Origin of the sequence: Leifsonia virtsii, assembly GCF_030433675.1 — a bacterium.
Taxonomy (GTDB): domain Bacteria; phylum Actinomycetota; class Actinomycetes; order Actinomycetales; family Microbacteriaceae; genus Leifsonia; species Leifsonia virtsii.
In genome coordinates this window covers 924689-936865 of record NZ_JAROCB010000001.1, presented here as the reverse complement: position 1 = coordinate 936865, position 12177 = coordinate 924689, and the positions used below count along the sequence as shown (strand labels likewise).

Genomic DNA, 12177 nt, shown 5'->3' with positions numbered 1-12177 from the left:
GCGTGTCGTGTCAAGCAGGCGCGGTCGGCGTCAGCCCTCGACCGGCACGGCGTCCGGGTCGGCCGGGCGCACACCGCCGTCGGAGGAGCGCCGCCGCAGCGTGAGCGCGAGCAGCGGGAACAGCAGCACCGACAGCATCCCGGCTCCGACGAGTGCGGTCGCGGTGCCGCTCTCGAGGTCGTGCTCGCGCACGCCGATGGCCGTCACCGCGACGATGATCGGCAACCCCGTCGCGCTGAGCAGCGTGAGCGCGCCCCGGTCGCGGAACGTCGACCCCGGCGGCGCGGAGAACGACCCCGGCACGCCCCGGATCACCAGTAGCAGGACGAGGAACACCGGCAGCAGGATGAGCGCGCTCGGGTCGCCGAGCAGCGCGGGCAGGTCGAAGCCGATCCCGGTGTTGATGAAGAAGATCGGCACGAGCACACCGAAGGCCACCGCCTCCAGCTTGCTCTCGATGTGGTGGGCGTCCGACGGCTCCGCGCCGGAGAGCAGGATGCGGCACAGGACCCCGGCAGCGAACGCGCCGAGCAGCATGTCCAGTCCGAGCGCGATGCTCAGCCCGACGAGCGCCGCGATCACCAGCACGACGAACCGGATCGCGAACTGGCCGCTGGTGTGCAGCGTCGCCCGCACCAGGCGGTGGAAGCGGGGGTGGCCGCCACGGGAGGCGAACCAGATCGCGCCGCCCGCGACGATCGCGAACCCGATCAGCACCAGGGCGGCGGCGAGGGGCTTGCGCCCGCTGAGGAACAGCGAGATCGCGAGCAGCGGGCCGAACTCGCCGACGGCTCCGACCGCCGTGACGGCCCTCCCGAACGGCGTGTGCATCTCGCCCGCGTCCCGCAGCACCGGCATCAGCGTCCCGAGAGCCGTGGAGGTGAGGGCGATGCCGATGTAGACGCCGGTGACGAGCGATCCCGCGATCAGGGTGGAGAGCAGGATGCCGGCGGCGAGCGAGGCCAGCCAGCCGAGCGACGCGGTGCGCAGCGGTCGCCCGGCGATGGAGCGGAAGTCGATCTCGTTCCCGGCCATGAAGAACAGGAAGGCGAGGCCGAAGTTCGACAGCGCCGCCAGCGAGTCGGTCTCCGGCACCCAGCCGAGCACGCTCGGCCCGATCAGGAGCCCGAGCACGATCTCGAAGACGACCAGCGGGATCTTGACGAACCGGCCAACCGCCGTGGTGAGCAGCGCCGCGGCGACGCCGAGCAGGGGGACGAGCACGACGGTGGCGACACGGGGGTCCATGCGCGCATGCTAGCGACGCCCGGCCTCCCGGCGGCAGACCCTTCACGGGGGCCGTTCACACAGCCGAAATCCGCCGGGGATAGTGTGGCGTCATGCGCGAACAACAGGCAAGGATCATCGAAGACCTGCACGTGAGTCCGGAGATCGACCCGGCCGCCGAGGTCGAGCGGCGAGTGGGCTTCCTCGTCGACTACCTCCGCACGACCGGGGCCGCCGGCTTCGTGCTCGGCATCAGCGGCGGACAGGACTCGACGCTCGCCGGACGCCTCGCCCAGCTGGCCGTCGAGCGGCTCGCGGCAGAGGGCACCGACGCCGACTTCGTGGCCGTTCGGCTGCCCTACGCGGTGCAGCGGGACGAGGAGGACGCGCAGCTGGCGCTGCAGTTCATCCAGCCGAAGAGCCAGGTCGTGTTCAACATCCAGCGCGGCACCGACGGCGTCGAGGACGAGTACGCCGACGCACTCGGCGAGCCGATGTCCGACTTCGTCAAGGGCAACGTCAAGGCGCGCATCCGCATGGTCGCTCAGTACGCGATCGCGGGCCAGCGCAGCCTGCTCGTCATCGGCACCGACCACGCGGCCGAGGCCGTGACCGGGTTCTTCACCAAGTACGGGGACGGTGGCACCGACATCCTGCCGCTGACCGGGCTCAGCAAGCGGCAGGGAAAGCAGCTGCTCCGCTACCTGGACGCGCCCGCGCGGCTCTGGGAGAAGGCGCCGACCGCCGACCTGCTCGACCTCAACCCCGGTCAGACCGACGAGGACAACCTCGGCCTGGCCTACGAGGACATCGACGACTTCCTGGAGGGCAAGGACGTCGCGGACGAGGTGGCCGAGGCGATCGAGGGCCGCTACCGGGCGACCGAGCACAAGCGCCAGCCTCCGGCGAGCATGTTCGACAGCTGGTGGGGCGAGGGCAGCTACAGCCGCTGATCCCGCTCCATCAGGGAACGACGAAGGGCGCCGGCGTGATGCCGGCGCCCTTCGTGTCGGGTGGAGTGCTCGCGACGAGCGGTCAGACGGGCTGACCCAGGCGTGAGGTGGGGGAGGTGTCCTGATCGGAGACGCCCGCGGCGGCGGTCGCCGCGAACGGGTTCACCGGCTCGTCCTGCTGGGGCTGCGCAGCCGTCGGAGCGGGGGCCGCGGAGGTGGCGGGCGCCGCGTACTGCTCGTGGTGCTGCTGGGCGACCCAGGCGTCCTGCTGGGCGACCAGCGACGTGCGCTCCCCGTCGGTGTTCTCGAAGCGCCAGCGCTCCAGGTCGTTCTGGAAGATCTTGCGTGCGCGGCGCGGGTTGTTCTGCCACTCGATCAGGCGGTCGCGGAACTCGGCGATCGCGGGGTCGAGCTGGTAGCCGAAGGTCGCCGACGCGCGCTTCATCTCGGCGAGCTGGTGTCCGGCCCAGTTCGCGGCGATGCCGGAGCCTTTGATCGGGAGCAGGCGCACCATGATGTCGGCCTGGCCGACGGCCCGGTCGGAGAGCACCTGCTCGGCCGGGGTGAGCGAGTTCCAGACCGAGGCCTCGGTCGCGGCGTCGACCAGCGCGGCGATCGCGGAGGCCTTCTGCTGGCGGTCGGTGCGGGAGAGGAGGCCCTTGAGGGCGCCCCGGGCGATCCAGGCGGCGATCAGGCCGGACAGGATCACGGCGACCGCGAGGACCGCCGCGTAGAAGATCACCGAGCGTGCTGCCGGCGATGTGAGCCAATCGACGAAGTCATTCCACCACTGCATGCCGCGATGGTAACGGCGCGGAGGGGATGGGCCGCGGAGCCGGGGCGACGTGTCGCGTATGCGTGCATTCCACTCCACGGGGAGAGGCAGAATGGGGGGAGCGGATCGAGAGAGGAACCCCCATGCAGACCTTCGTGCTGGCCGGCGGATGCTTCTGGTGCCTGGACGCGGTGTACCGCGTGCTGCGCGGGGTCCAGGACGTCGTGTCCGGGTACACCGGCGGCACCGCCGTCGACCCGACCTATGAGGAGGTGTGCACCGGTCGCACCGGACACGCCGAGGCGGTCGCGGTCACGTTCGACCCCGAGGTGGTTCCGCCGAGCGTCATCCTCGACGTGTTCTTCACCCTGCACGATCCGCGGCAGCTCAACCGCCAGGGCAACGATGTCGGGACCCAGTACCGGTCGGCGATGTTCTACGACGGCGAGCACCAGCGCGAGCTGTTCGAGGCAGCGCGCGACCGAGCAGCCTCGTACTGGGACGGCGGGATCGTGACCACGATCGAGCCGCTCGGCCCGTTCTACCGGGCCGAGGAGTACCACCAGGACTTCTTCGCGAAGAACCCGGGCCAGGGATACTGCCTGGCGGTGGCGCTGCCGAAGGTCAACAAGATCCGCGCATCGTATGCGGACTACGTGACGGCCTGAATCCGTCCACAGGCGGGCATCCCGCCGAGTTCTCCACGGAAACGGCTGGGCCGCTCCGCCGCCGGGGCGCTCCCGCGAGAGTGGTCTGGAGCCCGCCACCCGGCGGGCGCCGAAAGGGGAGACCATGTCCGACACCGTCGCCGTCCGCGGCTTCGTCGCCACCGAGCCGCGCCACCTCGTGACCGAGGGCGGGCTGCCGATCACGAGCTTCCGGCTCGTCACGACCCGGCGCCGCTACAACCGCCAGGCCGCCTCCTGGGAGGACGGCGGCAGCAACTGGTACACCGTGAGCGCGTTCCGCCGGCTCGCGCTTAGCGCGGCCGACTGCATCGCGAAGGGAGACCCCGTCCTCGTCTCCGGCCGGCTCTGCCTCCGGGAATGGGCAGGCGAGAAGCAGGGCATGACGGTCGAGATCGAGGCGGAGTCGATCGGGCACGACCTGACCTGGGGTCGCTCCGCCTTCACTCGCTCGCCGGGGGCGGCCCACGCGGGCGAGCCGGTGGACGAAGCGGCTACCCCTCCCGAGGGAATCCCAGCGACCTCCCCATAGGATGCGGAGCATGCCGTCTCCCGTGGTCCGCCGGACCGGTCCGCTCGCACGCGTGACCGCCGGGCCTGCTGCCGCTGCCGCCGCCGTCCTGCTCGCCTTCGCGCTGACCGGATGCGTCGGGGGCACGACATCGACGGCGTCGCCGACCGGGTCGGCCACCTCGTCCGCGACGGCGACGCCGACGCCGTCGGCGCCCGCGGCGATCGCGCTGGTGCCGGGAGGGACGGCGCAGCAGAACCTGCCGTACTTCGACCAGGTGAACCGGGCCACCCTCGCGGCGAAGCCCGACGCCCAGGGGCGCGACTTCATCGACGCGCTGGTGGCCGCCGGGTTCAGCAAGGCCGACATGCAGGTCACCGTCGACACCACGACGATCGGGCTGAAGGCCAACTCGATCCAGTTCTCCGTGAAGCTGGGCGACACGTGCCTGATCGGCCAGAACGGCGCCGACGCGGGCGGCTACAACAGCATGGTGACGCCGGTGCTGTCCACCGGCAGCTGCCTGATCGGCCAGACGCGCCCGATCGACTGGTAGCGCCATCCCGGTATCCTCGAATACGGCACAGTGCCGACGACAGGGAGTTTGAGAAGAAGAGTGGCCGAATACATTTACTCGATGGTGCGCGCCCGCAAGGCGGTCGGCGACAAGGTGATCCTCGACGACGTCACGATGGCGTTCCTGCCCGGCGCGAAGATCGGTGTCGTCGGCCCGAACGGCGCAGGTAAGTCGACCATCCTGAAGATCATGGCCGGCCTCGACACGCCCTCCAACGGCGAGGCCAAGCTGTCTCCCGGGTACAGCGTCGGCATCCTGATGCAGGAGCCGGAGCTGGACGAGAACAAGACCGTGCTCGAGAACGTCCAGGAGGGCGTGGGAGAGATCAAGCAGAAGGTCGACCGCTTCAACGAGATCTCCGGCCTGCTCGCCGACCCGGACGCCGACTTCGACACGCTGCTGGCCGAGATGGGCACCCTGCAGGAGCAGATCGACGCGGCCGACGCGTGGGACCTCGACTCCCAGCTGGAGCAGGCGATGGACGCGCTGCGCTGCCCGCCGGGCGACTGGCCGGTCAACACGCTCTCCGGTGGTGAGAAGCGCCGTGTCGCGCTGTGCAAGCTGCTGCTGCAGAAGCCCGACCTGCTGCTCCTCGACGAGCCCACCAACCACCTCGACGCCGAGAGCGTGCTGTGGCTCGAGCAGCACCTGGCGAAGTACCACGGCGCCGTGCTCGCCGTGACCCACGACCGGTACTTCCTCGACCACGTGGCCGAGTGGATCGCCGAGGTCGACCGCGGCCACCTGTACCCGTACGAGGGCAACTACTCGACGTACCTGGAGAAGAAGCGCGAGCGCCTCGCCATCCAGGGCAAGAAGGACGCCAAGCTCGCCAAGCGCCTCTCCGAGGAGCTCGACTGGGTGCGCAGCAACGCGAAGGGACGCCAGGCGAAGTCGAAGGCCCGTCTGGCCCGCTACGAGGAGATGGCGGCCGAGGCGGAGCGCACCAGGAAGCTCGACTTCGAGGAGATCCAGATCCCGCCGGGGCCGCGCCTCGGCCAGATCGTGATCGACGCGAAGAACCTCGAGAAGGGCTTCGGCGACCGCAAGCTCATCGACGACCTCACATTCACGCTGCCGCGCAACGGCATCGTCGGTGTGATCGGCCCGAACGGCGTCGGCAAGACCACGCTGTTCAAGACGATCGTCGGGCTGGAGCCGCTCGACGGCGGCGACCTCAAGGTGGGCGAGACCGTCCAGATCTCGTACGTCGACCAGACCCGCGGCGGCATCGACCCGAACAAGAACGTGTGGGAGGTCGTCTCCGACGGGCTCGACTACATCCAGGTCGGCAAGACCGAGGTGCCGTCGCGCGCGTACGTCTCGACCTTCGGGTTCAAGGGACCGGACCAGCAGAAGAAGGCCGGGGTGCTCTCCGGTGGTGAGCGCAACCGCCTCAACCTGGCGCTCACGCTCAAGCAGGGCGGCAACCTGCTGCTCCTCGACGAGCCGACCAACGACCTCGACGTCGAGACCCTGTCGAGCCTCGAGAACGCCCTGCTCGAGTTCCCGGGCTGCGCGGTGGTCATCACCCACGACCGGTGGTTCCTCGACCGGATCGCGACCCACATCCTCGCCTACGAGGGCACCGACGAGAACCCGGCCGACTGGTACTGGTTCGAGGGCAACTTCGAGGCGTACGAGGAGAACAAGGTCGAGCGCCTCGGTCCCGACGCCGCGAAGCCCAACCGTTCCGCGTACCGCAAGCTCACGCGCGACTGAGGCGACCGGCGATGCGACTCCACGTCCCGATCAAGCTCCGCTGGAGCGACCTCGACGCGTACGGTCACGTCAACAACGCCGAGATGCTGCGCCTCCTGGAGGAGGCGCGCATCGAGGCGTTCTGGGTGACCGACGACAGCGGCCAGGGCAGCGGGGAGGCGGTCGGCGGCTCGACCGCCGTGCTCGACGGACGGCCGGGCGCCGACACGCTCACGCTGATCGCGCGGCAGGAGATCGAGTACCTCGCGCCCATCCCGTACCTCCGCCAGCCGCTCGACGTCCAGCTCTGGCTCGGGCGGCTCGGCGGGGCGAGCCTCGAGGTCTGCTACGAGGTCTGGTCGCCGGAGGGTACGGAGCCGGCGACGCTGTACTCGCGTGCGGCGACCACGATCGTGCTCGTCGACGCCACGTCCCAGCGTCCACGGCGCATCAACGAGCGCGAGCGCGCCGCGTGGACGCCGTACCTCGAGGAGCCGGTGGCGTTCGCCAAGCGCGGCTGACGCCGCCGGGCCAACGCTGCGGGGCCGACGCCGCACGGCTCGCGGTACGCCTACGCCGTGACCGTCACCGAGTCGCCCGAGACCGTGGCCTTGAGCTTCGGCAGCGGGTTGCTCGCCGGGCCGTTCAGCACGTCGCCGGTGGAGGCGTCGAAGCGCGAGCCGTGACATGGGCAGTCGAACTCCTTGCCCTGCGGTGCCACGGTGCAGCCGGCGTGCGTGCACACCGCGCTGAACGCGACCACCTGGCCGGCGCTCGGCTGCGACACCACGATCGGCTTGCCGCCGAGCGTGGCGGACACGGCGCCGCCCACCGGGATCGACTTCAGCGAGACCTTGGTCGAGCCTCCGCTGTCGGTCCCCGTGACGTTTCCGTCGGCGCCGGCCGCCGTGCAGGCGGCGAGCAGCAAGGTACCGGCGGAGGCACCGCCGATCGTGACGAGGGTGCGGCGGGTGAGCGGTGCGCGGTCGGTCATCGTGGTCCTCACGGTCGGCGGGTGCATCTCCTACGGTAGTCACGAGGAAGACGCGGGATCGGTTCAACGCTCCCCGATGAACCTTTCCGTCCGCTGCATCGTGTACGAGGTGGAGGTGAACATGCCGGATGAGGACGCCCGCCTGCTGCGCGAGCTGCACGACCAGCACGCGCAGGCCGTGTGGCGGTACGTCGTCCACCTCACCGGCGACAGGGCCATGGCCGACGACATCGTGCAGGAGACCCTGCTGCGCGCCTGGCGGAAGCCGTCCGTCCTCGACCAGTCGCAGCAGTCGGCGCGCACGTGGATGTTCACCGTCGCCCGCAACCTCGTCATCGACGGCAAGCGGAGCGCCGCCAACCGCCACGAGTTCGGCACCGACACGCTCCCGGAGCGCCCGACCCCCGGCGACCAGGCCGACGCGGTGCTCGACGCGTGGCTCGTATCCGACGCGCTCGCGGAGCTGTCGCACGAGCACAGGGCCGTCATCGTCCACGCCTACTACGGCGGCCGCTCGGTCGCCGAGATCGCCCGCGAGCTCGATATCCCGGAGGGGACGGTCAAGTCGCGCCTGCACTACGGCCTGCGGGCGCTCCGGCTCGCACTGCAGGAGAGAGGGGTGACGTCAGCGTGACCACGCATGAGGAGTTCGCGACCTGGGACGCCGCCTACGTGCTCGGCGCCCTCTCGCCGACCGACCGCCGGGCCTACGAGGCGCATCTGCGCGAGTGCGAGCGGTGCGCCGAGGGGCTGACCGAGCTGGCCGGGCTGCCCGGCATCCTGTCCCGCGTCCCGCGCGAGGACGCCCTGGCGCTGATCGCCGAGCCTGCGGCGGCGCCCACCGCAGCGACCGCGGACTCGGCCGCCGGTGAGACCGCGACGACCGAGCTCGCCGCAGGCCAGGCCCCGGGCGAGAACCTGCTCCCGTCGCTTCTGCACAGGGCCCGACGGCGCCGGGCACGCAGCCGCTGGCTCGTGGCCGGGCTGTCCGCCGCCGCGGCCGCGGTGCTCGTCGGCGTCGGCGCCTTCGTGCTGCCCGCCGTGCTCCAGCCGGCGACCCCCAGCGCCGACGTCGTCATGCAGCAGGTGGAGCCGAGCCCGCTCAGCGCCGACCTCCGGCTGACCTCGGAGCCGTGGGGCACGCGCATCGACTCGCGCTGCAGCTACGCGCGCGTGGGTGCGGACGGCGGCGGGCACGCCTGGGGCTACGCGATGGTCGTCACCGACCGTGCGGGCAAGCAGTACCAGGTGTCCACCTGGACGGCCGACGAGGGCACCACCGCGACGCCGGTGGCGACGACGAGCGTGCCGGTGGCCGACATCGCGTCGGTCGACATCCGCTCGGCGGGCGATGGGACCGTGCTGCTGCGCAGCACCTTCGACTGAGCGCAGGCAGGCGGTTCAGTCCGCGCGCGGCAGCCGGATGGTCGCCTCCTGGGCGACGCTCGCCACGAGGCGGCCGTCGCGCGTGAAGATGCGGCCCTGCGCCAGCCCGCGCCCGCCGCCGGCGGTCGGCGACTCCTGCACGTACAGCAGCCACTCGTCCACCCGGGCCGGGCGGTGCCACCACATGGCGTGGTCGAGGCTCGCCGCCTTGAGCCCGGGGGTCGCCCATGCGATCCCGTGCCGCCGCATGATCGACTCCATGATCGTGTAGTCGCTCACGTAGGCGAGCGCCGCGCGGTGCAGCGCGGGGTCGTCGGGCATCTCGCCGATGGTGCGGAACCAGACCGCCTGCTCCGCGACGTGCTCGCCCTCGACCGAGAGGTACACAGGCGAGGTCACGTGCCGCATGTCGAACGGCCGCTGGCTGGCCCAATATTGGGCGACCGGATGCTGCACGTCCTCCAGGGTCGACGCCGTCGAGGGCAGGTCCTCCGGCTCGGGCAGCCCCTCCGGCATCGAGACCTGGTGCTCCAGTCCGTCGTCCTCGGTCTGGTACGACGCGATCATCGACAGGATCGGCAGCCCGTTCTGGTACGCCTGGGTGCGCCGCGTCGAGAACGACCGGCCGTCGTGGATGCGGTCGACGGAGAACGTGATCGGGAAGTTCACGTCGCCCGGCCGCAGGAAGTACCCGTGCATCGAGTGGATGCTCCGGTCGTCCTCGACCGTGCGCGTCGCGGCGACGATGGACTGAGCAAGCACCTGGCCGCCGAACACGCGGCCCAGCGGCATCCACTGGGACGGGCCGGTGAAGATGTCCTCGCTGGTGCGGGCACCGGTGTCGGTGAGATCGAGCGCGGTGAGAAGGGAAGCCAGGGGCTCGGTCACGGTGCCTCCAAGTCGGTGGTCTGTTGGTAGTTTAGACATCCGATGAGCCAGTCGTTTTCTCTTGTGGACACCCTCGCCGTCGCCGATCTGCAGACCTATCTGTCGAGGGCGGCCCGCGTCGAGGAGGGGTCGGTGCGCCTGATCGCCGGCTCCGGGGTCCTCGCCGTCTACACGGCGATCCTGTATCCGCGCGGTCTCCTGGACGAGACGCCCACCGTGCTGGGCCTGCGCACCTTCGCGACGGGGGCCGACGTGACGTTCGACGTCGTCGTCCCCATCCGGTCGCTGCTCGACCGGGTGGCCCGGGTGCGCGAGAGCGCGGAGGCGGCGGAGGAGTCCGACGGCGCCCCGCTGGAGATCCGCCTGCCGCTCGAGGTCTCCACGGTCACCTGGGCGGGCATCTCGCCGCCGCGCGGCGGCTGGCGCGCGGTGGGGGAGACGACGTCCGAGCTGCTGAGGTCGCTCGCGCAGGCGGGCGTGGCGGAGGTCGCCGAAGCGGTTCCCACCGGCACCGGCGAGCAGCTCGTGCAGCGCGTCCGCGCCGAGGTGTGGGGCCGTCCCATCGAGGGCCTCGAATACGTCCCGACCGGAGCCGCGTTCGCCGCCGACAGCCTCGGCTTCCTCGGCGACGACACCCCGGTCACCATCCACGAGACCGGCACCTGGACGCGCCTCACCACCCGCCGCGGCCACACTCTCGTCCGCCGCACCTCCTGGTCCCTCCGCCGCTGACCCCACCCCCGTCGAGTCCGCAAAGACTGCACGCGACACGCCGTGCGGCCGTAGAGTCTTTGCGGACTCGACGGTGGGCGGAAGCTCAGGGACGGGCGGCGGCGCGACCGGCCTGGCGGCCGGAGAAGAGGCAGCCGCCGAGGAACGTGCCCTCCAGCGCGCGGTAGCCGTGCATCCCGCCCCCGCCGAAGCCGGCCGCCTCGCCGACGGCGAAGAGCCCGGGCACCGGCGCACCGTCGGCGCCGAGCACGCGGCCGTCGAGGTCCGTCTCGATCCCGCCCAGGCTCTTGCGGGTCAGGATGTGCAGCTTCACCGCGATCAGCGGCCCCGCCGCCGGGTCGAGCAGCTTGTGCGGCGACGCCACCCGGATGAGCCGGTCGCCCCGGTACTTCCGCGCCGAGCGGATGGCGGCCAGCTGCAGGTCCTTGCCGAAGTCGTTGTCGAGCTGCCGGTCGCGCTCGCGCACGTGCCGGGCCACGAGCTCGGTGTCGAGCGGCACGTCCGCGATGCGCTGCATCCCGGCCAGGAGCTCGTCGAGCGTGTCGGCGACGACGAAGTCCGCGCCGTGCTGCTTGAACGCTTCCACGGGCCCCGGAGCGCCCGGCGCGGCCCGCTTGGCGAGCAGCCGGACGTCCTTGCCGGTCAGATCGGGATTCTGCTCGCTGCCGGAGAGCGCGAACTCCTTCTCGATGATCTTCTGCGTCAGCACGAACCAGCTGTAGTCCGACCCGGTCCGGCGCAGGTGCTCCAGCGTCCCGAGCGTGTCGAACCCGGGGTAGAGCGGCGAGGGCAGCCGGTCCCCGTGCGCGTCCAGCCACAGCGACGATGGGCCCGGGAGGATGCGGATGCCGTGCCGCTCCCACACCGGGTCCCAGTTCTGGATGCCCTCGGTGTAGTGCCACATCCGGTCGCCGTTGATCAGGTGCGCGCCCGCGGTCTCCGCGATGCCGAGCATCCGCCCGTCGACGTGCGCCGGAACGCCCGAGAGCATGTGCGCCGGGGGTTCGCCCAGCCGTGCCGGCCAGGCCGCCCGCACCAGGTCGTGGTTGCCGCCGATGCCGCCGGAGGCCACGATCACGACGGGCGCCCGCAGCTCGAAGTCGCCGACGACCTCGCGATTGCTCGGAGCGCCGCGCTCGGCGGAGTCGGGCGCGAGCACCGCGCCGCGCACGCCGACGACGCGGCCGTCCTCGACGATCAGCTCGTCCACCCGGTGGCGGTTGCGGATCGCCGCCCGGCCGTTCGCCGCGGCCGACTGCACGCGGCGCGCGAACGGCTCCACCACCCCGGGTCCCGTGCCCCAGGTGATGTGGAACCGCGGCACCGAGTTGCCGTGGCCGCCCGCGCGTCCGTCCCCGCGCTCGGCCCAGCCGACGACCGGGAAGAACCGCACGCCCTTCTCGTGCAGCCAGGCGCGCTTCTCGCCCGCCGCGAACTGCAGGTACGCCTCCGCCCACTGCCGCGGCCAGTGGTCCTCGGCGCGGTCGAAACCGGCGGTGCCGAACCAGTCGTCGCGGGCGAGCGCGAGGGAGTCGTGCACGCCCATCCTGCGCTGCTCGGGGGAGTCGATGAGGAACAGACCGCCGAACGACCACCACGCCTGCCCGCCGAAGGAGGCCGACGGCTCCTGTTCGACGATGGTCACCCGCCGTCCCGCGTCGAGCAGTTCGGATGCGGCGACCAGCCCGGAGAGGCCGGCGCCGACGACGATCGCGTCGGGTTCCTTGGTCATCCGTGTCTCCTTCGG

At 71.4% G+C, this 12177-nt stretch carries 14 protein-coding genes; 9 read left to right on the top strand and 5 right to left on the bottom strand.

The genetic code is table 11. From position 1 onward, the window contains the following. Positions 1-30: 30 nt before the first annotated feature. Positions 31-1248 (bottom strand): cation:proton antiporter, encoded by a 1218-nt coding sequence (locus P5G59_RS04540; protein WP_301216421.1) that lies wholly within the window; start codon positions 1246-1248, stop codon positions 31-33. A 92-nt stretch (positions 1249-1340) separates the two neighbouring features. Here P5G59_RS04540 and nadE point away from each other — a divergent pair, with 92 nt between their 5' ends. Beyond that, on the top strand, positions 1341-2180 hold the full coding sequence (gene nadE / locus P5G59_RS04535) for an NAD(+) synthase (RefSeq protein WP_301216419.1): 840 nt from the start codon (positions 1341-1343) through the stop codon (positions 2178-2180). Between the two features lie 82 nt (positions 2181-2262). Here nadE and P5G59_RS04530 read toward each other — a convergent pair whose 3' ends face one another. Then, positions 2263-2976: a hypothetical protein gene (locus tag P5G59_RS04530; protein WP_301216417.1), complete on the bottom strand. Its 714-nt coding sequence runs from the start codon at positions 2974-2976 to the stop codon at positions 2263-2265. A 122-nt stretch (positions 2977-3098) separates the two neighbouring features. Here P5G59_RS04530 and msrA point away from each other — a divergent pair, with 122 nt between their 5' ends. From msrA to P5G59_RS04505, 5 genes are all read left to right on the top strand, one after another. After that, positions 3099-3623 carry a peptide-methionine (S)-S-oxide reductase MsrA gene (gene msrA, locus P5G59_RS04525; protein WP_301216415.1) on the top strand — a complete coding sequence of 175 codons (525 nt, stop codon included), beginning with the start codon at positions 3099-3101 and terminating at the stop codon, positions 3621-3623. 124 nt (positions 3624-3747) lie between these two features. Further along, entirely contained in the window at positions 3748-4173 is a 426-nt protein-coding gene (locus P5G59_RS04520) for a single-stranded DNA-binding protein (protein ID WP_301216413.1), read from the top strand. Positions 4174-4183: 10 nt separating this feature from the next. Next, positions 4184-4708, top strand: a complete 525-nt coding sequence (locus P5G59_RS04515) for a DUF6993 domain-containing protein (protein WP_301216411.1) — start codon at positions 4184-4186, stop codon at positions 4706-4708. Positions 4709-4768: 60 nt separating this feature from the next. Further along, positions 4769-6451 carry an energy-dependent translational throttle protein EttA gene (gene ettA / locus P5G59_RS04510; protein ID WP_175337378.1) on the top strand — a complete coding sequence of 561 codons (1683 nt, stop codon included), beginning with the start codon at positions 4769-4771 and terminating at the stop codon, positions 6449-6451. Positions 6452-6462: 11 nt separating this feature from the next. Next, positions 6463-6951, top strand: coding sequence for an acyl-CoA thioesterase (locus P5G59_RS04505; protein ID WP_301216408.1), 489 nt, complete (start codon positions 6463-6465; stop codon positions 6949-6951). A gap of 50 nt (positions 6952-7001) precedes the next feature. Here P5G59_RS04505 and P5G59_RS04500 read toward each other — a convergent pair whose 3' ends face one another. Further along, a complete protein-coding gene (locus tag P5G59_RS04500) occupies positions 7002-7424 on the bottom strand; it encodes a QcrA and Rieske domain-containing protein (protein ID WP_301216406.1) in 423 nt (140 codons plus the stop codon). A 76-nt stretch (positions 7425-7500) separates the two neighbouring features. Between P5G59_RS04500 and P5G59_RS04495 the strand changes: the two genes are divergently transcribed. Both P5G59_RS04495 and P5G59_RS04490 read left to right on the top strand, forming a co-directional pair. Next, entirely contained in the window at positions 7501-8058 is a 558-nt protein-coding gene (locus tag P5G59_RS04495) for a sigma-70 family RNA polymerase sigma factor (protein ID WP_301216404.1), read from the top strand. Next, on the top strand, positions 8055-8810 hold the full coding sequence (locus P5G59_RS04490; protein WP_301216402.1) for a zf-HC2 domain-containing protein: 756 nt from the start codon (positions 8055-8057) through the stop codon (positions 8808-8810). Before P5G59_RS04495 ends, P5G59_RS04490 begins: the two co-directional genes overlap by 4 nt. Positions 8811-8825: 15 nt before the next feature. Here P5G59_RS04490 and P5G59_RS04485 read toward each other — a convergent pair whose 3' ends face one another. Continuing rightward, complete coding sequence (locus P5G59_RS04485; RefSeq protein WP_301216400.1) at positions 8826-9698, bottom strand: acyl-CoA thioesterase; 873 nt, start codon at positions 9696-9698, stop codon at positions 8826-8828. Between the two features lie 42 nt (positions 9699-9740). Here P5G59_RS04485 and P5G59_RS04480 point away from each other — a divergent pair, with 42 nt between their 5' ends. Continuing rightward, positions 9741-10430: a DUF8185 domain-containing protein gene (locus P5G59_RS04480; protein ID WP_301216398.1), complete on the top strand. Its 690-nt coding sequence runs from the start codon at positions 9741-9743 to the stop codon at positions 10428-10430. Between the two features lie 85 nt (positions 10431-10515). On the opposite strand, the gene P5G59_RS04475 is transcribed toward P5G59_RS04480, so the two are convergent. Then, positions 10516-12162, bottom strand: coding sequence for an FAD-binding dehydrogenase (locus P5G59_RS04475; protein WP_301216396.1), 1647 nt, complete (start codon positions 12160-12162; stop codon positions 10516-10518). Between the last annotated feature and the right edge of the window lie 15 nt (positions 12163-12177).